Origin of the sequence: Streptomyces sp. NPDC014882, assembly GCF_043081325.1 — a bacterium.
In the GTDB taxonomy this organism is placed as follows: Bacteria; Actinomycetota; Actinomycetes; order Streptomycetales; family Streptomycetaceae; genus Streptomyces.
In genome coordinates this window covers 248,451-271,069 of sequence record NZ_JBIBWL010000011.1, presented here as the reverse complement: position 1 = coordinate 271,069, position 22,619 = coordinate 248,451, and the positions used below count along the sequence as shown (strand labels likewise).

At 74.9% G+C, this 22,619-nt stretch carries 9 protein-coding genes; 3 read left to right on the top strand and 6 right to left on the bottom strand.

Translation table 11 applies throughout. The annotated features are described in order from the left end of the window. The first annotated feature begins 444 nt into the window (after positions 1-444). The 3 genes from ACF09K_RS24685 to ACF09K_RS24675 all read left to right on the top strand — a co-directional run bounded on the left by ACF09K_RS24685 (position 445) and on the right by ACF09K_RS24675 (position 4,860). Complete coding sequence (locus ACF09K_RS24685) at positions 445-1,638, top strand: IS701 family transposase (RefSeq protein ID WP_392246744.1); 1,194 nt, start codon at positions 445-447, stop codon at positions 1,636-1,638. Positions 1,639-3,241: 1,603 nt separating this feature from the next. Beyond that, the gene (locus ACF09K_RS24680) at positions 3,242-4,084 is read left to right on the top strand and encodes a DUF4097 domain-containing protein (protein ID WP_392246743.1); all 843 of its coding nucleotides are present in this window, start codon (positions 3,242-3,244) and stop codon (positions 4,082-4,084) included. Between the two features lie 263 nt (positions 4,085-4,347). Continuing rightward, on the top strand, positions 4,348-4,860 hold the full coding sequence (locus tag ACF09K_RS24675) for a hypothetical protein (RefSeq protein ID WP_392246742.1): 513 nt from the start codon (positions 4,348-4,350) through the stop codon (positions 4,858-4,860). A 133-nt stretch (positions 4,861-4,993) separates the two neighbouring features. Here the strand turns inward: ACF09K_RS24675 and ACF09K_RS24670 are convergent, their stop codons facing one another. The 6 genes from ACF09K_RS24670 to ACF09K_RS24645 form a co-directional block, all read right to left on the bottom strand. Beyond that, positions 4,994-5,833: a DUF4097 domain-containing protein gene (locus ACF09K_RS24670; RefSeq protein ID WP_392246740.1), complete on the bottom strand. Its 840-nt coding sequence runs from the start codon at positions 5,831-5,833 to the stop codon at positions 4,994-4,996. A 783-nt stretch (positions 5,834-6,616) separates the two neighbouring features. Then, the gene (locus tag ACF09K_RS24665; RefSeq protein WP_392246738.1) at positions 6,617-7,387 is read right to left on the bottom strand and encodes a thioesterase II family protein; all 771 of its coding nucleotides are present in this window, start codon (positions 7,385-7,387) and stop codon (positions 6,617-6,619) included. A gap of 156 nt (positions 7,388-7,543) precedes the next feature. After that, positions 7,544-8,890, bottom strand: coding sequence for a lysine N(6)-hydroxylase/L-ornithine N(5)-oxygenase family protein (locus ACF09K_RS24660; RefSeq protein ID WP_392246737.1), 1,347 nt, complete (start codon positions 8,888-8,890; stop codon positions 7,544-7,546). A 486-nt stretch (positions 8,891-9,376) separates the two neighbouring features. Then, positions 9,377-12,718 carry an AMP-binding protein gene (locus ACF09K_RS24655; protein ID WP_392246736.1) on the bottom strand — a complete coding sequence of 1,114 codons (3,342 nt, stop codon included), beginning with the start codon at positions 12,716-12,718 and terminating at the stop codon, positions 9,377-9,379. 187 nt (positions 12,719-12,905) lie between these two features. After that, a complete protein-coding gene (locus tag ACF09K_RS24650; protein WP_392246734.1) occupies positions 12,906-16,022 on the bottom strand; it encodes a type I polyketide synthase in 3,117 nt (1,038 codons plus the stop codon). Between the two features lies 1 nt (position 16,023). Further along, the gene (locus ACF09K_RS24645; protein WP_392246733.1) at positions 16,024-22,617 is read right to left on the bottom strand and encodes a type I polyketide synthase; all 6,594 of its coding nucleotides are present in this window, start codon (positions 22,615-22,617) and stop codon (positions 16,024-16,026) included. Positions 22,618-22,619 lie beyond the last annotated feature (2 nt).

Here is a 22,619-nt window from a genome sequence, read left to right as displayed (position 1 = left end):
TGCCGACCTGAAGGAACAGGGCATTGCGCGGCCCCTTGTCGAGGTCGAGATGGTCAACTGCCGCGCTTCCGAGTAGATCCCGGCCATCAAGGCGAGTTCAAGGATCTTGGGGCCATGGAGAACTACTTTGCGGAGTTCGGACGTTCCCCCTCCGAAGCGCCGGCCGGGCCCGCTGTTTGGCGTGATCCGCACCTGGATTCCCCGCGTGAATCCTGATAGCCGCGTCCGGTCGGGGCCGGGGGCCGGCGGCCCGGCACGGCCGCCGGGACGCTCCCCGGGCCGGCCCTCCGCGTACCGCCCGGCGGCCCGGCCGGGCCGCCGGAACCGGCCCGGCACGCGGCGCCCCGCCCCCTGGGACGGACGGGCGCCGGACGGTAGCGCCGTACCGGGGCGCGCCCTACACTCTCCCGCAGCGCTCAGTAACCTCGGGGGAGTTATTGCGGCATGGATGTGACCCGACCGGACATTTCGTCGACCTCACGGGACACGGCGTACTCCGTCGGTTCGGAATTACTTCTGGACCGATACAGCAGGACCATTTTCAAGAGCCTGCGCCGGGCCGACCAACGCAAGTGCGCACACGCCTATCTGAAAGGCCTGCTCGTCACGTCGGGCAAGAAGTCGCTGCGCCGGCTCGCCACCGCGGTCTCCTGCGACCCGTCCGTCGTGCAGTCGTTGCGCCAGTTCGTCAGCCTCAGTCCGTGGGACTTCGACGAGGTCATGGAGGAACTCACCCGCTGGGTGGCCGACCGGCGGCCCGAGCCCGTGTGGTCCATCGGCCGGGCCGTGCTGCCCAAGCGCGGCGACCGGTCGGTGGGCGTCCACCGCTACTTCGACCTGGCCTCGGGCCGCACCCGCAACTGCCAGCTGGGGCTGGGCTCCTTCCTGTGCGTGGACACCGCCCAGATCCCCGTCGACTGGTGCCTGCACCTGCCGGCGGGCTGGACCCGGGACCCCGAGCGGCGCAGGGACGCGCGCATACCGGACGTCGAGCGGTACCGGCCGCTGTGGGCGCACACGCTCCGCCTCGTCGACCGGCTGTCGGCCCGCACGGACTCCCCGTCCTCCGTCGTCCTCGTCGACATGAGCGACGAATCCGACATGGGGTGCCTGCTGCACGGACTCGCCAAGCGGCGCCGTGACTTCGTCGTCGCGGTGCCGCCGCACCTGACGGTGCTGCCCCCCGGGGAGGGCTCCCCGACGCCCGTGAGCGCGAGAACCCTGGTCTTCGCCCAGAACCCGGAGACGGCCGTCGTCCCCCTGCCCGGCGGGCGACGGCGCGTCGCGCACTTCCAGACCGCGCTCGTCCGTCTGCCGGGCGGCTTCCACGGGCGCTCCCCCGGTCCCCCCTACCGGCTCTTCACCGAACTGGGGCCGGCTCGCACCCCGGGGCCGCTGTGGCTGACCAGCCTCGCCCACCACACCCTCGCGGAGGTCGGCTCGATCGCCGAGCTGCACACCGGGACGGCCGACGCGATCGGCTCCATGGAGCGGAACTTCGGGCTGCTGGACTTCGAGGGGCGCTCGTTCCCCGGCTGGTACCACCACATGGCCCTCGTCTCGGCCGCGTACACCTACCGGCGCCTGCACGAGTTCACCGCCGCGCCGTCCCGCGACGCGGCACGGCGGGTGCCGTAGCGACGGCGGCAGGGGGCCTCCCCCGGTCCGCGGGGACCGGTTCCGCGGCCGGCCGGGCCCCCGACGGCGCGCGTCGGCGGCCGCACCGGGGTGCGCGCACCGCGCGCCGGCCGCCCGGGGACGCGGGCCGGGGCGACGGCTCCCCGCCTTCGGCGTCCGCGTCCGGCAGCACCCGGCCGGGCCGCTCCGGCAGCCGCCGCGCGCGGTCGCCCAGGACGGCGAAGGACGCCGGAACCACAGCCGTGCGGACGACGCGGGCACCAAAGAGGACCGCCGGGGCCGGGCCGGGGCGGCACGTCCGGGGCACCCGGCGGCGGGCGTCGGCGCGGCCCGCCGCCGGGACCGCCGGCAGCGCGCCGGCCCGGGTGGCGGGCCGGCCTCCGCGACGCAGCACGGGGACCTGCCGTCGCGCGATTCCTCCTCGGCCGCCATAGCGCCATGATGACATCACATGGCGACAGTTTCACCGCCACGTTGCGCCATCTTGGCGCATGATGTGCGGAAAGGGGCCGCAGGCCGCCCGGACCCTGCTCGACACCATGACCGTGACCTGCGAAGACACCCCAGCAGGCGAATGCCACGGCGGATCGGCCCCGGCCGTACGTCGGCCGGAAGGCATCGGCGTTCCCCCCGTACCCGCGCGGGGGCCGCGGGGCCGCGTCGTACGGGGAGGGTGCCGCCGGAACCCGTCAGGCGGCCCTTCCCGGTGGGAAGCGACGGGGGCCGGGGGAGGCCGAGGGAACAGTACGGCCGCGGCCCGGACGCGTGCCGGCAGACCTCGGCGGCCCGCGCCCCGGGCATGAACTGCGGGCACGAGCTGCGGACAGGGGCGTCGGCACCGGGGCGGGCACGCCTCGGCGGGACGGACGCCGGGTCGGGCGCGATCGGCGTCGCGGGTTTCCGGGAGGGACCGGAACGGCGGCACCCGGCGTCGACGCCCGGGGACGGCACACGTCGGACGACCTGAATTTGGCGTCAACCCGTCAACCCGGTGCCCCGGCGGTCGCCGGGGCACCGGCACGCGTCCGGTCCGCCGCCGGTCCGCCCCTGTCGGCCCTCACCGGGGACGATGCCGCCGGGCCGCCCCCGGCGGGGATGCGCGGCCGGCCCCCGGCGCCGGGAGGGTCCGCGAACCGGCCGTCCCGGCGGGCCCTTCCGTCCCGGCCCCGCCGGGGCGGCGCGTGACCGGTTCCGCTCCCTGTCGCAGGGAGCTCCCGGCCCTCCCTGCCCAGGCATCCGGGTATGGCACTAACATGGCGTCACATGGCGTCAGCAGAAAGTCGCGCCCCGGGGCGTGGACGCCCCCACCGGCCTCCTCCGCCGGTGCCGGAAAGAGCCCGCGACGAGCGCCGGACGACACGACGGACGACAGACACAGCCCGCGCGCGCTCCGGCGCGCGCACGGCGAGGACCGAGGACGAGGTGTCCGACATGACAGGGGCCGACCAGAACCCATCGCGTCGCCCGGTGGTACGGGCCCGCGCCCCGGCGGCCCGCGGCCCGGGACCGGAGACGAACCCCCGCGACGAAGCGCGTACCCGCGTCGTTCGGCCTGCCGTCCGTACCGGACCGGCAGCCGCAGACACCCCGAAGGCGGCCCGCCATGCCGACGTTCGACACCCCCTCACCTGTCCGGGTGGTGCTCAGCCTGGTGTTCGGCCAGGTCCGGATCATCGCGAGTGACCTCACCGAGACGGTGGTCGAGGCGTATCCGCGCGACAGCGACAACCGGGACGACGTGCACGCCGCCGAGCGGCTGCGCACCGACTACGCCGACGGCCGGCTGCTCGTGGACGTCCCGGAGCCGGGCGGGAGCGGCGGCGCGGTCATCCTGGTGATGGCCGTTCCGACCGGGTCGAGCCTGCACGGCCGGGGGACGGCGGCGGACTTCCTCGGAGTGGGGGAGCTGGGCGAGTGCCGGCTCAGCACGGGCCTGGGCCGGATCAGGCTCCACCGCACCGGCAGCCTGCGCCTGGCCGCCGCCCTCGGTGACATCACCGTCGACCGCGCGGTCGGCACCGTCGAGGCCACGGCGGACTGCGGCGACGTCCACCTGGGCCTGATCGAGGGCAGCACCACGATCAGCGCGAAGGGCGAGGGCGACGCCACCGTGGGAGAGGTCCACGGTGCCGCCCGCCTGCACGCCGAGAAGGGGGCCATCAGGATCGACCGGGCGCACGCCGACGTGGAGGCCCGGACGACCCACGGCGACATCGACGTCGGTGAGGTGGTGCAGGGATCCGTGGTCGCCACCACCACGTTCGGCAGCATCCGGGTCGGTGTGGCCGGGACCAGCGGTGCCCGCCTGTCCCTCGACTCCGCCGCGGGCACCGTGTACACGTCCCTCTCGCTCCTCGGGGCGGACGAGCCGACCGACGACGTCGTGCGCGTCCGGGCCCGGACCGTGATCGGCGACGTCGTGGTGGAACGTTCCGGCACGGAGTGAGCCCGGTGGCGGCCCGGCATCGCGTCTGCGTCTGCGTGTGCACCTGCGCCTGCGCCTGCGCACGGTCTGGCACCTTCATGGCGCCTTGTCGATCCTCGGTGGCGACGGATCCCTCGGCCCGCCCGTGTCCGACGGCCCGGTGCCTTGCGGAGAACTCCGGTCGACCGATGGCGGCGGCACGCGTTTCACCTGCGCAAAGGGGTCGCACGCGTACCGGGCCGAGCAGGCGCCGCGCGGCGCAACCGATGTGCCATGATAATTCCATGGAACTGAGGGAGTACGTCGAGGCGCTGCGTCACGAGCTGGTCACCGCCTCCGCCGCGGGGGACGCCGAGACCCGCGCGGTCGCCGAGCGGCTCGTCGCTCCGCTGGAGTCGGCCGTCCGGCTCACGCTGCTCAAGGTTCTGTCGGCCGCGGCCGACGAGATCACCCGGGACCTGGCACCCGGCTCGGTGGACCTGCGCCTGAGGGGGATGGAGCCCAGCTTCGTGGTGACTCCGCCCCCGGGCGACGAGGGTCCGGCCGAGGAGACCGCGGACGAGGCCGACGACACGGCGGGCGACTGGTCGGCCGGCGCGTCCGGTGGCGCCACCGGCGGCGCCACGGCGCGGATCAACTTCCGGCCTCCGCAGGCGATGAAGGAACAGATCGAGGAGGCGGCGTCCCGGCAGGGCATCTCGGTCAACGCGTGGATGATCCGGGCCTCCGCCGCGGCGCTGGCCGCCGGCAAGCGGTCCCCCCGCGGCAAGCAGCAGTTCAACGGCTGGGTACGGTAGCCGTCACGGCGACGCACGGAGGCCGTGCCGGCCGCGGTGCCGCGTGGACGGCCGGCGGCCGGACACCCGTGTGCCCGGCCGCCGGCCTTCGGTCGTCGGACCCGGGTCGTCGGCCCCCGTCCGACCGCGCGGCTCAGGCGCGGTGGACCGAGATGTCCCCGTACGAGGTCCGCGCCAGCACGTCCACCGACTCCTCGGACGACGCGTCGGTGCTCTCCAGCATGTTGTGCACCCGCCCGAACCCGGTGGTCAGGTCCAGCTTCGCCGGGCGGCCCGCACCGATGCCGATCTCCAGGTCGCCGGACGCGGTCCTGAGCACGACCGCGCCGCCGGTCACCTCCCCGACGCGGATGCTGCCGTTGGCGGTTTCGATGCCGGTCCTGGGACCCCACGCGTGGTCGACGGAGATGTCGCCGTTGGCGCAGTGGACATCGAGGTCGCCGGTGACCTTGCCGATGTCGACAGTGCCGTTGGAGCCCTTGACCACGGCCGCTCCGTCGACCTCCCCGATGCTGATCCGCCCCACGGTGGTGCGGACCTCGGCGTCGCCGTCGACCCGGCCCACGGTGACGTGGCCCACCGCGCTCAGGTTCAACGGGCCGGTCCGGTCGACCTGGGCGTGCCCGGTGGACGTCTTGTACCTGCACTCCCCGAGACGGCCGGAGCAGCTCAGGTCCCCCACCGCCGCCTCGCCGCGCACGTGCGAGCCGGCGGGGAGCACGACCGACACGTCCACCGAGCGGGTCTTCCGGGAGAAGTCCATCACCCGGGGCTTCGGGCCCTTGATCACCAGCACGCCGTCGGCGTACTCGACGCTCGTCTGCCCGGCGGCCTTCACGTCCGAGCCGTCGGTCTCGTCGGTCGGCCGTACCTCGACGACGGTGTCGGACCGGTCCTCCGCGGTGATCCGCACGTCACCGACACTGATGTCGATCGTGACGGAGATCGGCTCAGGAGTGTCGAAAACAGGCATCGCTGTCCCTTCTCATGATGTCCGGCAGGCGTCCCCACGCGCCGGGGCGGGCGGGAGGAAGGCCTGCCGGTCCGGCGCACCCGGGCGGTGCGGCGCCGCCGCCTTCGTCCGCCGTGCCGATCGGCGGTGCGGGGAGCGCGGCCCTGCCGCACCGCGGCGGAGGCCCTCTGCCCCGACCACGCGTCCACCGTAAGCCCTTCGCGGTCGGCGGCTCGCCCGACGGGCGCCCCCAACTGTCCGGAAACGTGCGGGCCGGTGTACGCCGCGACGCCTTCCCGCCCGTCCTGCGGTCCGCTGCCCGCCGTGGTGCGGGGCGGGGGCCCGGGCGACACCGGTGTCCCGGCGGAGTCCGGTCCGGCACCGTGGAAAGGCAGTTCGACGGAGCCCGGGGCGGGGACGCGGCCGGTTTCGGCCGGGCGGTCGTCGGCGCGTCGCGCGACGCGGGCCGGACGGCCGGCTCACGCCGCGCCGCCGGCGCACCGGCGTCCGCACCGCCGCCCCGCGCGAGCGCCGCGAACCCGCGGCCGAGGCCGTCCACGAACAGGCCCCTCGACATGACGTCATGATGGCACGTCAGATACTCCACCGCAGGTCGCCGCGGTCCGGCCGTCACCGCGGGGCCCCGTGCGAGGCCGGGGGGGACGGCCCGGCGGTCCGCGGTCGGCCGCTCCCCCGCCCGGCCGTCACCCGGCCCGGCCGCTCCCCGGCGTCACCTCGTCGGCGAGGAGGAACCCGTCGGCGGGCAGGAGGGTGCGGCGGAGGACGGCGTGGCGGTCGCGCGCGTCACGAGGCGGCCCCCGTACGGTGTTCGGCGCGGTCCAGCACGTCCCTCAGGTCCGCCAGCAGGACGGCCTCCTGGGCCCTGAGGTAGAAGTGCCCGCCGGGCAGCACCCGGAGCCGGAAGGCGTCGCGCGTCATGTCCGCCCAGCCGCCCATCTGTTCCGGGGTCACCTCGGTGTCGTCCTCGCCGGTGTAGCCGTACACCGGGCACGCGAGCGGAGGACGGGGGCCACCGGAATAGTCGTCCACCAGCCGGTAGTCCGCGCGGACCGCCGGGAGCAGCATCTCCCGCAGGCCGGGGTCCGCGAAGACCGGGGCACGGCTCGCGTCGAAGCGCACGACGTCCGCGACGATCTCCTCGTCGGTGCCGGAGTGCCGCCGCTGCCCCTCCAGCGCGTGCGGCGGACGTCTGCCGGACACGCACAGGGCGGCCGGCGGACGGCCCCGTCCCTGGAGGCGCAGCGCCACCTCGTGCGCCACCGAAGCCCCCATGCTGTGGCCGAACAGCACCAGCCGGTGCCCCGCCAGTTCGCCGAGCGCGTCGGCCACGTCGTCCGCGAGGGCTTCCAGCCCGGACGGGAACGGGTCGCCGAGCCGGTCCTCCCGGCCCGGGTACCGGACGGCGAGCACGCCGATGTCCGACGGCAGCCCCGCAGGCCAGGTGCGGTACGCGCTCGCCCAGCCACCGGCATGGGGGAAGCAGACGAGCGCCGTCGCGCACCCGTCGTCGTCGCGGAAGCGGCGCAGCCACCGCTCCCCCCTCGCGGTCCCCATCCGGGCATCCCCTTTCCGTCGGTGATCCGGTGCCGCGCCCGGCGGTGTCCGGAACACGGGCCGCCCGGCCGGCGGCCCCTGGACCGCCCGGGCGATCGCGGGCGGGGTCGGGCGTCACGGGCGCGGCGCCGGTCCCGCCCGTCGTCGCGCGCACGTTCAGCGGATGTCGCCGCCGACGTTGGCGGGCACCGCCCGCGCGGCGCCGTGCTCCGCGCGCCGGGCGACGATCGAGTCGGCGATCTCGCCGCTTCGCACGGCGATGTTCGACAGCAGCGAGGAGGTCAGGCCGTGGGTGTGTTCGGTGCCGCCCTGGAGGTAGATGCCGCACCGCATCCGGGGGGCCGTGACGATGCGGTAGTCCCGCTCCACCCGGTACCGGCCCGCCTCGTCGCGCAGGCAGTGGCGGTCGAGGTCGCCGAGCAGGTCCGTCGGCTCCATCGTCCGGTAGCCGGTCGCGCAGACGAGTGCGTCGAACTCCAGCTCGCGCACCTCGCCGTTGGGGCCCGCCTCCAGGGAGACGCGGGTCTCGGCGCCGGCGCGCTTGACGTCGGTGACCCTCGTCAGGTTGAGGAACTGGAGGCGCCTGGCGTCCCGCACCTCCTCGTCGTACGCCCTGCGGTACAGGTCCCGGATCACCTCGTCGTCCACGACCGAGTAGTTCGTGTTGCGGTGGTAGCGCCAGAACGCCTCGCGGGTCTGCTCGGTGCCGAAGTAGTAGTCGTCGACGGCCCCGGGATCGAAGATCTGGTTGGCGAAGGGGGTGTCGTCCGCGACGGTGTAGCCGTAGGACGGGATGATCGCCCACACCTGGGCGTGCGGAAGCTCGTCGTGCAGGAACCTGGTGATCTCGGCGGCGCTCTGCCCCGCCCCGACCACCGCCACCCGGCGCAGTTCGGCGGGGTTCATCCGGCGGAACTTCTCCAGGAACTCGGAGCTGTGCCACACCCGTTCGTCACGCTCGACCCCCTCGGGCATGCTCGGGACCAGGCCGGTGGAGATCACCACGTTCCGCGCCTCGACCACGCGGTCGACCCGGCCGGCGGCGTCGGTCACCTCCAGGCGGAGACGGTCCGACAGTTCCGGAGCGACGCCCTGAGGCAGCCGGATCGACGTCACCCGGGAGCCGTACGCGATGCGGTCGGCCACCTGCGCCTGCGCCCACTCGAGGTACTGGTGGAACTCCTGGCGGGTGGGGAAGAAGTCCTTGTTGTTGACGAACTGCGAGAGCCTTCCCGCCGCGTGCAGATACGCGATGAAGCTGAAATGCGACGTCGGATTGCGGAAGGTGACCAGATCCTTGAGAAAGGATATCTGCATGGTCGCCGACGGCAGCAGCATGTTGCGGTGCCATCCGAAGGAGGACTGGCGCTCGAGGAAGAGGCTGCTGACCCCGTTCTCCCGGCCGTTGGCCCGGTACTCTTCCAGGGCTATGGCGAGCGACAGGTTGGACGGACCGAAACCGATTCCGACCACGTCGTAGGTCTCGTTTTCACGATCACTCATAGAGAATTCTCCCGCTGGCATGGATGCGCGATGTGCCGCTCGCATCGTCGATCGGTAATCTTCCGCCCCAGAAGGACCCACGTCCGGGCGAGTTTGCATTTCCATCGGCCGTGCCGCCAACGTAGACCGGCACGATGAACCATTCAAGTACACCGCGGTCGGCCGGCGCACCGCTCCATCGGCTTACGCGCGGGGGGAGTTGGCCCGTGTCCCGCCGGCGGGACACGCGGTTCGCCCGCCCCCGGCACGACGGGGCGGAGGGAATACGGAATACCGGTCTCTCCGGGGCCCTTCGCCGATCCCCCTGCCCGTGAGAACACTTCGGTGTATTCGCGTCTCCATGGGGCCGGGGCCCTCAGGACCCCGGGCCGGGCCGGGCCGCCCGGGAACTCCCGGGCCCCCGAACCCGCGAGCCCTCCGACCCCGCCCCGGCGGACCGCTCCGCGGCCGTGCGGCGGGTGGCGGGTGGTGGGTGGTGGGTGGTGCTCAGAGGACTTCGCCCTCCTTCGTCCTCTTGCGCAGGGCCGGCCTGCTCGACCGGGTGAGGTCCTCCAGGACGTCGGACAGAGCGGCGACGGTGCGCGTGGCGAACAGCCTGCGGATGGACACCTCGAGGTTCAGCTCCGCCCGGATCAGGCCGGTCAGCCTGATCGCCCGCAGCGAGTTGCCGCCGAGGTCGAAGAAGTCGTCGTCGATGCCCACCCGGTCCAGTTCGAGCACGTCGGCGAACGCCTCGGCCAGGATCCGCTCGGTGCGGTTGCGCGGTGCCCGCTGGGACCCGTCGTCGAACTCGGGCTCCGGCAGCGACGCCCGGTCCACCCTGCCGCCCGCCGTCACCGGCAGGCGTTCCAGCAGCACGAACACCGACGGCACCATGAACTCCGGCAACCGCCCGGCGGCGAACCGGCGCAGTTCCTCACCCGAGAGGTCGTCCCGGCCGCGCGCCGGCACCACGTGGGCCACCAGCCGCCGCTGCCCGGCTCCGTCCTCCCCGACGGTCACCACCGACTGCGCCAGCCCGGGGTGCTCGGCCAGCGCCTCCTCGACCTCGGCCGGCTCGACCCGGACACCGCGCACCTCGGCCAGGGCATCGGCCCGGCCCACGTACTCGAGCCGGTCGTCGGTGCCCCACCGCACCCGCTCCCCCGTCCGGTACATCCGTCCGCCGGCCGGACCGGACGGACAGGGCACGAACCGCTCCGCGGTCCGCCCGGGCCGTCCGGGGAAGCCACGCGTCACGCCGGCCCCGGCCACGTACAGCTCCCCGGTCACGCCGGCGGGGACCGGCGTCAGCCCCGGTCCCAGCACGTGGAGGACGGTGTCGTCCACCGGACGGCCGACCGTGCCCTCGCGGTGCGCCGGTTCGTCCGGCGTCAGGCGGTCGGACGCGGCGAACACGGTCGTCTCCGCCGGACCGTGGCCCCGGACGACCGTCAGCCCGGGGCAGGCCTCGCGAACCCGCCGCACCGCGGCCGCGGGCACCCGGTCACCACCGGTCCACACCTCGCGCAACCCGGCCAGGCAGCCGGGGCGTTCCGCCGCGATCGCCGAGAACAGACCCGCGGGCAGCCACACCGCGGAGACCCGGTGCGCCGCCGACACCCCGGCCGGCACCTCGGTGTCCAGGTCCCCCGGAGGGGCCACGACCACCCGGCCGCCGTTCAGCAGGGGCACCCACAGTTCCAGGGCGAGCGCGTCGGAGGCGGGCGGCGAGTGCCACAGCACGGCGCCGCGGCCGCCCTCCCGCCAGTGGCGGTCCAGGGCGAACCGCTCCATGTTCCGGTGCGTGACGGCGACTCCCGCGGCCGCACCGGCCGGTCCGGAGCCGTACGTCACGGCCAGCAGGTTGTCCCGGTGCGGCGGGACCGGAACCTCCCGCGCACCGCCACCGCCACCGCCACCGCCGGCGTCGTCGTCATCGTCGGCGGCAGCAGCGGCAGCGGCAGCGGCAGCGGCAGCGCCACCGTCGGCGTCCGACCGGAGGTCGTCGTACACGAGCGCCGGCACGCCCAGGCCTGCGGAGAGCGCCTCGGCCGCGGCCGCGTCGGTGAGCAGCGCGCGCACCGGGGAATTCCCGGTCGCCTCTCCGATCCGCTCCACCGGGAGCGCCGGGTCGACCGGCAGGTACGCTCCGCCCGCCTTCACCACCCCCAGCAGGGCGACGGCCAGGTCCACCGACCGGGGCATCGCCACCGCCACGAGCGCCTCGGGTCCGACGCCCCGCCGTCGCAGCGCCTCGGCCAGGCGGGTCGACCGCTCGTCCAGCTCCCGGTACGAGACCGCCGTGTCCCCGGACACCACCGCGACGTCGTCGGGGGCCCGCTCCACCCGGTGGGCGAACAGCTCCGGGACCGTCAGTCCCGGCACCGGCGCGTCCGCGGCGTCCGTGGCATCCGTGGCATCCGTGGCATCCGTGGCATCCGTGGCATCCGTGGCCGCCGGTACCCGGTCCCGTCCGGCACCGCCCACCAGGTCCAGTGCGCCGACCGGCCGCCGCGGACCGGCGGCCGTCACGGCACGGACGCAGGCGATCAGCTCCTCGCCGATGAAGCGCAGCTCCGCGCCGGAGTACAGGCCCGCGGGGGCGTCGAGCCGGAGGTACAGGTCGCTGTCGGCGCTCCCGTCGGTGTAGACGCCGATCGCCAGTTCGTCGAAGGACCCGGTCGTCCCGCAGAAGTAGCGCCCCGGGCTGCCGGCGAAGTGGACCTGCTCCACGAACTCGACGACGTTGAGGACGGCACCGAAGCTGCCGCGGCCGCTCAGGACGGCTCCGCTCGCGCGCTGGATCTCCGAGTAGTGGCAGGTGGTCCGGCCGAAGACCTCGTACGTCTGGTCCACCACCGCGTCGGCGATCTCGGCGAAGGCCGCACCGAGCGGAACCTCCATCCGCACCGGCACCACGTTCACCGCCAGGCCGGGTGTCCGGGCCGCCTCTCCGGCCCGGTTGCCCACGGCCAGCGAGAGGAGGAACTCCGGGCGGTCGCAGCGGTGCCGGAAGTACACCGCCGCGGCCGCGGTCAGCATCGACGACATCCACACGTCCAGGGACTTCGCGGCCTCGGTCCACGCGTCCGCCTCGGCGCGCGGAACGGTCAGCGTGCGGCTCACCATGCCGATGGCGGCGGCCAGTTCGCCCCAGCGGTCGGCACCGCCGGTCGGCTCGTCGAGCGCGGACCGCGCCGCGTCGGACAGGGCGATCCGCGGGACCTGCGCGGGCGCGGGCGCGTCCGCCAGGTACGCGCGCCAGAACTCCGTGTCGTCGGCGTGCCGGGGGGAGGCCTCGTAGTCCGCCGCCGCGGCGGCGAACGACTCGGCGTCCCACCGGTGCGGCGGCTCCGGCACCTCCGCTCCCCGCACCAGTGCCGTGTACACCTCGGCGAGGCGGCGCGAGAGCAGTCCGCCCGCGCCGTACCCGTCCGACACGAGGTGGTGGTAGGCGATCACCACGAGCGAGCGGGCCGGCGCGAGCCTGACCACGCCCAGCCGGAACAGCAGGTCGCGTTCCAGGTCGAAGGGCTGCCCCACCAGGTCGGCCAGCGCTTCGCGGGCCGCCCGCTCGGGATCGGCCTCGGCTGCGAGGTCCAGGAAGAACGGCCGCCAGTCGCCCAGTTCACGGGGCACCAGCCGCAGGTCGCCGCCCTCGTCGACGAAGGTGACGCGCAGCACCTCCGCCTCGTCCATCACGCGCAGGAACGCGGACTCCATGACCGCCGCGTCCAGCTCGCCGTCCACGTCCCACATGGTCAGCGCGTGGTTCAGCGTGTCGGAGGACATTCTCTGCGCCAGCCAGAGTCCTTTGTGCGCGGACGACGCACCGAACGAACGCATACGGATCAACCCCTCAGCAGACAAACGCGGGAAGCGGGAGGAACGCGTGGACCGCCTCCGTCTCCACGGAGGCGGATCGACCGGCCGGGACCACGCCGGTGCCGGGACGAGGCAGGTCCCGGGGCGTGTGCTGTCCCGTCGGCGGGACGGCCCCACGGGGCGGGAGAGCGCCCGGAGCACCGGCAGACTACTGCGGATCGGGGCCGGCCAGTGAGGACATGACGTGTGCGGCGAGCAGCCTCGGCGACGGGTACCGCAGTGCCGCGTTCGCCCTCAGCCTGATTCCGGTCGACGCGGTCAGGCGCTTGCTCAGTTCCACCGACAGCAGCGAGTCGAATCCGGCCTCCTTGAACTCCTGGTCGGCGTCGACGGCTTCACTGGAGGGGTGTCCGAGGACGACGGCCACCCTCTCCAGGACGTGGGTCAGCACGAGTGCCTCCGCGTCACCGCGGGAGAGGGCGGCGACCCGCTCCGACAGGGGGACGTCGTGGCCGTCGTCGGCGGGCCGCTCCGTCGCGGGAACCTGCGCCACCACCGCCGTCCGCGCGGAGTCCAGCCAGTACCGCTGCCGCTGGAACGCGTACGTCGGGAGGTCCACGGCCGGACGCTCGCCGAACAGGGCGTCCCAGTCCACGGATCCGCCCCGGACGTGCAGGTGGGCCAGCGAGCCCACCACCGCCTCCACCTCCCCCCGGTCCCGGCGCGACGACGACAGGACCACCGCGTCGTCCACGTCCTCGACCATCTCCTGCACCGGGACGGTGAGAACGGGGTGCGGGCTCATCTCGACGAACACCCGGAAACCGTCGGCGACCAGCCGCCGGACGGAGGACGCGAAGAGGACCTTCTCGCGCAGGTTGTCGTACCAGTACGCGCCGTCCAGCTCCGCGGTGTCGGTCGTCCTGCCGTGCAGGGTCGAGTAGAAGGGCAGCTCCGACGTCCTCGGGCTCAGGTCGGACAGCGGTCCGGTCACCTCGTCGCGGACGCGGGCCACCTGCGGGGAGTGGGAGGCGTAGTCGACCGATATCCTCCGGGCCTGGGCGCCCTCGGCCTTCATCTTCTCGACGAACTCGTCCAGCGCCTCCGGTTCCCCGGACACCACCACCGAGCGGGGTCCGTTGACGACGGCGACGCTCACCCGGTCGTTCCACGGCGCCAGGCGCTCCTCGACGAGATCCGCGGACTCCACGACCGACGCCATCCCGCCGTGACCGATCAGGGCGGTCAGGGCCTTGCTGCGGAGCGCCACGACCTTGGTGGCGTCGCGCAACGACAACGCGCCGCACACGTGGGCGGCCGCTATCTCGCCCTGGCTGTGCCCCACCACCGCGGCCGGCTCCACGCCCCAGGACCGCCACAGGGCGGCCATGGACACCATCACCGAGAACAGGGCCGGCTGGACCACGTCCACCCGCTCCAGCGCCGGCGCCCCCTCCGCCCCGCGCACCACGTCGAGCAGCGACCAGTCGACCCACTCGGCCAGGGCGTCCCCGCACGCGTCCAGGCTCCGCGCGAAGACCGGGAAGGCGTCGTACAGCTGCCGGCCCATGCCGACCCACTGCGAGCCCTGCCCCGGGAACATGAAGACCGTTCCGCCGAGGTTCCGGGCGACGCCGCGCACCACCGCGGCGGACTCCGCGCCGTCGCGCAGCGCCGCCAGACCGCCGAGCAACTCGTCGCGGCCGCGGCCCAGCACGACCGCACGGTGGTCGAACCGCGACCGGCCCGTCACCAGCGACCGGCCGATGCCGGCGGCGTCCGCGGCCGGATCGGCGGCGACGAAGTCGCGCAGCTTCTCCGCCTGCCGCTCCAGGGCCGCCGCGTTCTTCCCCGACACCACCCAGGGCACCAGGCCGCCGGCGGCCGCCGGGCCCGGGCCGGGCCCGGCCGGCCGCTCCGGCGGCGCCTCCTCCAGGATCACGTGCGCGTTGGTGCCGCTGACGCCGAACGATGACACGCCGGCCCGCCGCGGACCGTCCGCCCGGGTCCACTCGCGTCCGTCCCGCAGCAGTTCCACGGCGCCCGAGGACCAGTCCACGTGCCGCGAGGGGGTGTCCGCGTGCAGGGTCTTCGGCAGGAACCCGTGCCGCATGGCCATCACCATCTTGATGACCCCGGCGACCCCGGCGGCGGCCTGGGCGTGGCCCATGTTCGACTTCATGGACCCCAGCCGGAGCGGCTCGCCCCCGTCCCGGTCCTGTCCGTAGGTCGCCATCAGGGCGCCCGCCTCGATGGGGTCCCCCAGCACGGTGCCGGTGCCGTGGGCCTCGACCGCGTCCACCTCGCGGGCCGCGACCCCCGCGTTCGCCAGTGCCTGCCGGATCACCTTCTCCTGGGCGCGGCCGTTGGGAGCGGTCAGCCCGTTGCTGGCCCCGTCCTGGTTGACCGCGCTGCCGCGGACGACGGCGAGGACCGGGTGGCCGTTGCGGCGGGCGTCGGACAGCCGCTCCAGCAGCAGCACGCCCGCCCCCTCGGCCCAGCCGGTCCCGTCCGCACCGTCCGCGAAGGACTTGCACCGGCCGTCGGCCGACAGGGCGCCCTGCCGGGAGAACTCCACGAAGATCGCGGGCGTCGACATCACCAGCGCCCCGCCCGCCAGCGCGAGCGAGCACTCCCCCGCGCGCAGCGACTGCACCGCCAGGTGCAGGGCCACCAGCGAGGACGAGCACGCCGTGTCCACGGACAGCGTCGGCCCGGTCAGCCCCAGCTCGTACGCCACCCGGCCGGACGCGACGCTCAGCGCGCTCCCGTGCATCAGGTGGCCCTCGAGTTCGCCGGCGCCGCCCTCCAGGAAGCGCCAGCCGTACTCGGTCGAGCTCACCCCGGTGAAGACCCCGACGTCGGTGCCGCGCACGGCGGCGGGGACGATGCCCGCCCGCTCGAAGGCCTCCCACGACGTCTGCAGCAGGAGGCGCTGCTGCGGGTCGATCGCCAGCGCCTCGCGCGGGCTGATGCCGAAGAAGTCCGCGTCGAACTCGGCGACGTCCGTCAGGAACCCTCCGTGGCGCACGTACGAGCTGCCGGCCGTGTCGGGATCCGGGTCGTACACGTCCCGCCACCCGCGGTCCGCCGGGAAGCCGGACACGACGTCCACGCCGTCCCGGACCATCTCCCACAGGCCCTCGGGGGACGTCACCCCTCCCGGGTAGCGGCAGGCCATGGACACCACGGCGATCGGTTCGACGCGGCCGGCCCGCAGGGCCTCGTTCTCCTGCCGGAGGCGGTCGCGCTCCTCCAGCAGCGTGCGGAGCGCCCGCTGGACCCGGTCCGCGCCGTCCGCCGTGCGATCCGCGGAGTTGTTCATGTCACTCACCCTTCTCATCAAGAACCAGGCCGACGAGTGCTTCCAGGTCCATGCCGTCCAGTCCGGCCGCGGCGGTGTCCGCGTCCGCCGGCCGCCCGCCGGCGTCCGGCCGGGCCGGTCCGGCGCACGCCAGGACCGGTTCCAGGAGGCCCGCGCGGCGCAGGCCGTCGATCGAGACGGTCCGCAGCACTTCCCGGATCTCCTCGTCCTCGTGCGGGCCCGTCCGCGGCTGCGGGCGGAGCAGGCCGCACAGGTGGGCGCCCAGCTCGCGCGGGGTCGGGTAGCTGAAGACGAGGGTGGACGGCAGGCGCAGTCCGGTCGAGGACGCCAGGCGGTTGCACAGTTCGACCGACGTCAGCGAGTCGAACCCGAGGTGGGTGAACGCCTGGTCGGCCTCGACGGCCGCGCCGGACGGGTGCCCGAGCACGACGGCGGCCTGCTCGCGGACCCAGTCGAGGACGAGCGCCTCCCCCTCGTCCCGCCCGAGGACGGCCAGCCGGGCGGGCAGGGCGGGGGGACCGCCCTCCCCGGCCCGGCCCGGGCGGTTCCGGCGCGGGCCGTCGCCCCGGACGAGGTCGCGCAGGAGGGGCGGCAACTCGTCACCGCTCCTGTCCCGCAGCGCGGAGAGGTCCAGCCGGGCCGGGATCAGCACGGGCTTGTCGAGCGCGCACGCCGCGTCGAACAGGGCCAGCGCCTCGGGCGTGGGCATCGGGGCGACGCCGAGGCGCCGGACCCGCGAGAGGTCGACCTCGTCGAGGTCCGCGGTCATGCCGCTGCTCTGTCCCCACCAGCCCCAGCACAGCGACGTGCCGACCAGGCCGGACGCCCTGCGCCGCGCCGCCAGACCGTCCAGGAACCCGTTCGCCGCGGCGTAGTTGGCCTGTCCCGCGGTGCCGAGCGTGCCCGCGAGGGCGGAGAACAGGACGAACGCCGAGAGGTGGTGTCCCGCGGTCAGCTCGTGCAGGTGGAGCGCGCCGCCGGCCTTGGCGCGCAGCACGCGGTCGAAGCTCTCCGGGGTCAGCGACTCGACGGTGCCGTCCGCCAGGACGCCCGCCGCGTGCACGACCGCCGTCAGCGGGTGGGCGGTGGGCATGTCCGCGAGGACCTTCGCCACGGCGTCACGGTCCGCGACGTCGCACTCCACGACCCGGACGAGCGCGCCCGCCCCCTCCAGGTCCGCGACCAGTTCCGCGACCCCGTCGGCCGCCGTGCCCCGGCGGCTCGCCAGGACCAGGCTCGGCACGCCGTGCTCGGCGACGAGGTGCCGCGCCACCAGCGCGCCCACTCCCCCGGTCCCGCCGGTGACCAGCACGGTCCCGCCGCCGAAGCCGCTGCCCGTGTCGAAGACGATCTTCCCGACGTGCCGGCCCCGGCTCATCTCGCGGAACGCCTTGCGCGCGTCACGGATGCCGTGGACGGAGACCGGGCCCAGGCGCGCCCGCCCGTCGGCGAACAGCTCCATGACGGCGCGGAACATCTCGTGGATCGCGTCCGGGCCCGCCTCGTAGAGGTCGAAGGCCCGGTAGTCGACTCCGGGGTGGTCGGCCGCCACCTGCCGGGGGTCGCGGATGTCCGTCTTCCCCATCTCGACGAAGGCGCCGCCCCCGGGGAGCAGCCTCAGCGAGGAGTCGACGAACTCGTGGGCGAGGGAGTTCAGGACGACGTCCACCCCGCGGCCGTCCGTGGCGTCCAGGAACCTGTCCGCGAACTCCAGGTCCCGCGACGACGCCAGGTGCGCGTCGTCCAGTCCCAGGGCGCGCAGGGCGGGCCACTTGGCCGGGCTCGCGGTCGCGTAGACCTCGGCACCGGCGTGCCGGGCCAGCTGGACGGCGGCCGTCCCCACGCCGCCCGCCGCGGCGTGGACGAGGACCCGCTGGCCCTTCCGCAGGTTCCCCACGCGGAAGAGGCCGTGGTACGCGGTGAGGAAGGCGCCCGGCACGGACGCCGCCTCGGTGTGGCTCCATCCGTCCGGGACGGGCACGAGCATGCGGTGGTCCGCCACGGCCACGCGGCCGAAGGCGCCGGAGAAGAGGCCCATCACCCGGTCGCCCGGTGCGAGACCGGTGACGTCGTCCGCCACCTCCAGCACGACGCCGGCGCCCTCGCTGCCGAGCCCGGCGTCGATGGCCGTCCGCTCCACCAGGCCCAGGGCGATCGTGACGTCCCGGAAGTTGAGCCCCGCGGCGTGGACGGAGAGGCGCACCTGACCGCTCGTGAGGGGTTCCTCCACCTCGGGGCAGGGGATCCAGGTCAGGTTCTCCAGGGTCCCCCGGTCCGTGATGCCCAGCCGGTGCGCGCCGGCCGCCGGCGGTTCGATCCGGTGGTGCGGGCGTGCGGCCGCCGTCATGCGGGGCACGAGGTACGCGCCTCCGCGCAGGGCGAGTTGGTCCTCACCGAGGGCGAGCACGTCCGGGAAGCACGCCCGGGACGCCGCGTCGTCGTCGATGTCCACCAGCCGGAACCTGCCGGGGTGCTCCGTCTGGGCGGACCGGATCAGGCCCCACACCGACGCGCCGGGGAGGCTTTCGACGCGCTCCCCTCCCCCGGTGTCGCAGGCCAGCCGGGTGAGGACCACCAGGGTGGATCCGGCGAGGGGCTCCTCGGCCAGGAAGCGCTGGACCAGCCCCAGCACGTGCGCGTCCGCGCCGCCGGCCGCGGCGAGCGGACCGGTGCCGTCGGCGGCGAGGTCGTCCAGGCAGAGGACGACGTGCCGGGGCACCCGCGCGGAGAGGACGTCGTCCAGGGACGCGTGGAACACGGCCCCCCCGCCGGCCCCCTCGCCGGCCGCCTCCAGGAGCCGGGCGGCCAGGCCGTCCTTCGCGCCGAGCACGCCCCACGGTCCGCGGTGGGTCTCCCGCTCGCCCCGCCGGACCGGTCGCCACCGCAGTTCGTACAGCGACCGCTCGTCCCCGCCGCGCGCCGCGCGCACCTGCTCGGCGCTCGCGGGCCGGAACGCCAGCGCCCCTATGCGGGCGACCTCGCGGCCGTGCCCGTCGGCGACCGTCACCGACACGGCCCCGTCACCGGCCCGCACGACCCGGATCCTCACGGTCGGGCCGCACTCCCCGGTCCGCTCCACCCCGGACCACGAGAAGGGCATCCACCCCTGGTCGCCGCTGACCTCGAGGACGCCGCCGGCCACCACCGCGTGCAGCACGGAGTCCAGCAGCGCCGGGTGCAGGGCGAACCCGGCCGGACCGCCGGCGGCCGGACCGTCGGCGGTCGTCGGCAGCGTGGCCGTCGCGAAGAGGTCGTCACCGCGCCGCCACACCTCGCGCAGCCCGCGGAACGCCGGACCGTAGGCGAAACCCGCGTCCGCGAACGAGTCGTACAGACCGTCGATGTCGAGCCGCCGCGCCCCGGCCGGCGGCCACACGGCGAGCGAGCGCGCGTCATCGGCCCGCGGGGCCGCCGGCGCGGTGCCCGGTGCCAGGCTCCCCGTCGCGTGCCGGGTCCAGCCGCCGTCCGTCCGCCCGTCCCCGGCGGGACGCGAGTACACGTCCAGGGAGCGGCGCCCCGTCCCGTCCGCCGCGCCGACGGCGATCCGCACCCGCACGTCGTCCGAGGCGGGGAGGACCAGGGGAACCTCCAGGGAGAGGTCCTCGACCGTCGCGCACCCGGCGAAGTCGCCCGCCCACAGCGCCAGGTCCAGGTAGGCCGTCGCCGGTACGACGACCGCGCCGAACACGCCGTGGTCGGCCAGCCAGTCGTGGGTCCGCAGGGACCACAGGCCGGTGAACACCACCTCGCCGGTGCCGGGGTGGTCCACCACGGCGCCCAGCAACGGGTGCTCCGGGGCCGAGAGACCGGCCGAGGCCACGTCCGCCGTGCGCGTCCCGGCGAGGAAGTCCAGCCAGTAGCGCCGCCGCTGGAACGCGTACGTCGGGAGGTCCACCCGCCGGCGCGCCCCGAACAGCGCCTCCCAGTCCACGGACCCGCCCCGGACGTGCAGGTGGGCCAGCGCATCGACGAGCGCCTCCACCGCCCCGCGGTCCCGCCGCGACGACGACAGGACCAGCGCGTCGTCCACGCCCCGGGCGGCGAACGCCTCCTTGGTGATGCCCGTGAGGGTCGCTCCCGGCCCCACCTCGAGGAAGACGCCCGCCCCCGCCTCGCGGGCGCACTCCACCGCGTCGAAGAAGCGGACGGGGGCGCGGACGTGGTCCACCCAGTGCGCGACGGACGTCAGCTCCTCGGGCGTGGCCACGCGTCCCAGCCTGGTCGAGACGACCGGGACCGACGTGCGGCCCGCGGGCAGTTCGCCGATCGACGCGGCGAACTCCTCCAGGACCGGCTCCATGAGCGGGGAGTGGAACGCGTGGTCGACCTCGAGCGGCTTCGCCGACGTGCCGCCGGCGACGAGCCGGTCCCGGAGGGCGTGCACCTCGTCGCGGTCGCCCGAGACCACCACCGATTCCGGGCCGTTGACGGCGGCGACGCCGACGCGGCCGTACGGGCCGAGCAGGGCCCTCACGTCGTCCTCGGAAGCGCGCACCGCCAGCATCGCGCCGCGCTCGGTGACCTTCTGCATGACCCGCCCGCGGGCGGCCACGAGCCTGGTCGCGCCGTCCAGGCCGAGGGCGCCGGACACGTGGGCGGCGGCGATCTCGCCGACCGAGTGGCCGATCAGCAGGTCCGGCTGCCCGCAGTACCGCGCGACGAGCCGGTACAGGGCGACCTGCAGGGCGAACAGCGCCGGCTGCGCGACGTCGGTCCGCCGGGCCGGGTCCCCGGCGGGCGCGTCGGCGAGGAGCAGGGGCTTCAGGGCGAAGGGCAGGTGGGCGTCGAAGCGTTCGCAGACCTCGTCGAGGCTCCGCGCGAAGACGGGGAAGGCGTCGTACAGCCGGCGCGCCGCACCGACCCACCGCGAGCCCTGCCCCGGGAACAGGAAGACCGTTCCGCCGAGGTCGCCGGCGACACCGCGCACCACCCCGGCGGACTCCACGCCCTCGCTCAACGACGCCAGCCCGCCGAGCAGTTCGTCCCGGTCCCGCCCCAGCACCACGGCACGGTGCTCGAACCGCGCCCGGCCGGACACCAGCGACCAGCCGGCGTCGGCGACGTCCAGGTCCGCGTCGGCGGCGGCGAAGTCGCGCAGCTTCTCCGCCTGCGCGCGCAGCGCCCCCTCCGACCGCGCCGACACGACCCACGGCACCAGGCCCGCGGTGCCGGGCGCCGCCTCCTCCGTGGACGCCTCCTCCTGCGCGGGTGCCTCCTCCAGGATCAGGTGCGCGTTGGTGCCGCTGGCCCCGAAGGCGGACACGCCGGCCCGCCGGGGCCGTCCCGGTGCGCCGGGCCACGCCCTGGCCTCGGTCAGCAGTTCCACCGCCCCCGCCGACCAGTCCACGTGCCGCGTCGGGCGGTCCACGTGGAGCGTCCTGGGCATCACCCCGTGCCGCATCGCCATGATCATCTTGATGATGCCGCCGACGCCCGCGGCCGCCTGCGCATGGCCGATGTTCGACTTCAGCGAGCCCAGCCACAGCGGGTCGCCGGGATCCCGGTCCTGCCCGTAGGCGGCCAGCACCGCCTGCGCCTCGATCGGATCGCCCAGCGTCGTACCGGTCCCGTGGGCCTCCATCACGTCCACGTCGGCCGCCCGCACCCGGGCGTCCGCCAGCGCCGCCCGGATCACCCGCTGCTGCGCCGGGCCGTTCGGCGCGGTCAGTCCGTTGGACGCCCCGTCCTGGTTGACCGCCGAGCCCCGGATCAGCGCCCAGATCCGGCGCCCGTTGCGCCGCGCGTCCGACAGCCGCTCCAGCACCAGGACCCCGACGCCCTCCGCGAATCCGGTGCCGTCCGCCGCGTCGGCGAACGCCTTGCACCGGCCGTCCGCCGCCAGGCCCCGGTTCCGCGACATCTCCCGCAGCACCTGCGTCGTCCCCATGACGGTGACGCCCCCGGCCAGGGCCAGCGCGCACTCGCCCTGCCGCAGCGACCGGACCGCCTGGTGCACCGCCACCAGCGACGACGAGCACGCGGTGTCGGTCGACACCGCCGGGCCCTCCAGGCCCAGCGCGTACGCCACGCGCCCGGACGCCATGCTCAGCAGGGAACCGGTCTGCCCGTAGCCCGAGACGCTCTCGGGGGTGGAGAAGTGGTTGCCGTACCCGAAGTAGGCCAGACCGGCGAAGACACCGGTGTCGGTGCCGTGCAGGGTCCGCGGGTCGATGCCGGCCCGTTCCAGGGACTCCCACGAGGTCTCGAGGAGCAACCGGTGCTGCGGGTCGGCGGCCAGCGCCTCGCGCGGGTTGATGCCGAAGAACTCGGCGTCGAAGTCGCCCGCGTCGTACAGGAAGCCGCCGGCGCGCGCGTAACAGGTGTTCGGCCGGTCCGGATCCGGGTCGTACAGGGCCTCCAGGTCCCAGTTGCGGTCGTCCGGGAGGTCCGACACCGCGTCCCCGCCCGTCCGCACCAGTTCCCACAGCGACTCCGGGGACGTCACCCCGCCCGGGAAGCGGCAGGCGACGCCCACGACCGCGACGGGCTCGGCGGCGGCCTCCGTCAGCTCGCGCAGGCGCCGGCGCGTCTCGATCAGCTCGATCGACGTCCGCTTGAGGTAGTCGAGAACATCGGCGTTGTCGTCGTTCGTCATCG

Excerpts from the sequence above, each read along its gene's own strand:
- ACF09K_RS24675 (WP_392246742.1), top strand. The coding sequence starts at position 4,348 with ATGGAACTGAGGGAGTACGTCGAGGCGCTGCGTCACGAGCTGGTCACC.
- ACF09K_RS24680 (WP_392246743.1), top strand. The coding sequence starts at position 3,242 with ATGCCGACGTTCGACACCCCCTCACCTGTCCGGGTGGTGCTCAGCCTG.
- ACF09K_RS24660 (WP_392246737.1), bottom strand. The coding sequence starts at position 8,890 with ATGAGTGATCGTGAAAACGAGACCTACGACGTGGTCGGAATCGGTTTC.
- ACF09K_RS24645 (WP_392246733.1), bottom strand. The coding sequence starts at position 22,617 with ATGACGAACGACGACAACGCCGATGTTCTCGACTACCTCAAGCGGACG.
- ACF09K_RS24685 (WP_392246744.1), top strand. The coding sequence starts at position 445 with ATGGATGTGACCCGACCGGACATTTCGTCGACCTCACGGGACACGGCG.
- ACF09K_RS24655 (WP_392246736.1), bottom strand. The coding sequence starts at position 12,718 with ATGCGTTCGTTCGGTGCGTCGTCCGCGCACAAAGGACTCTGGCTGGCG.
- ACF09K_RS24650 (WP_392246734.1), bottom strand. The coding sequence starts at position 16,022 with ATGAACAACTCCGCGGATCGCACGGCGGACGGCGCGGACCGGGTCCAG.
- ACF09K_RS24670 (WP_392246740.1), bottom strand. The coding sequence starts at position 5,833 with ATGCCTGTTTTCGACACTCCTGAGCCGATCTCCGTCACGATCGACATC.
- ACF09K_RS24665 (WP_392246738.1), bottom strand. The coding sequence starts at position 7,387 with ATGGGGACCGCGAGGGGGGAGCGGTGGCTGCGCCGCTTCCGCGACGAC.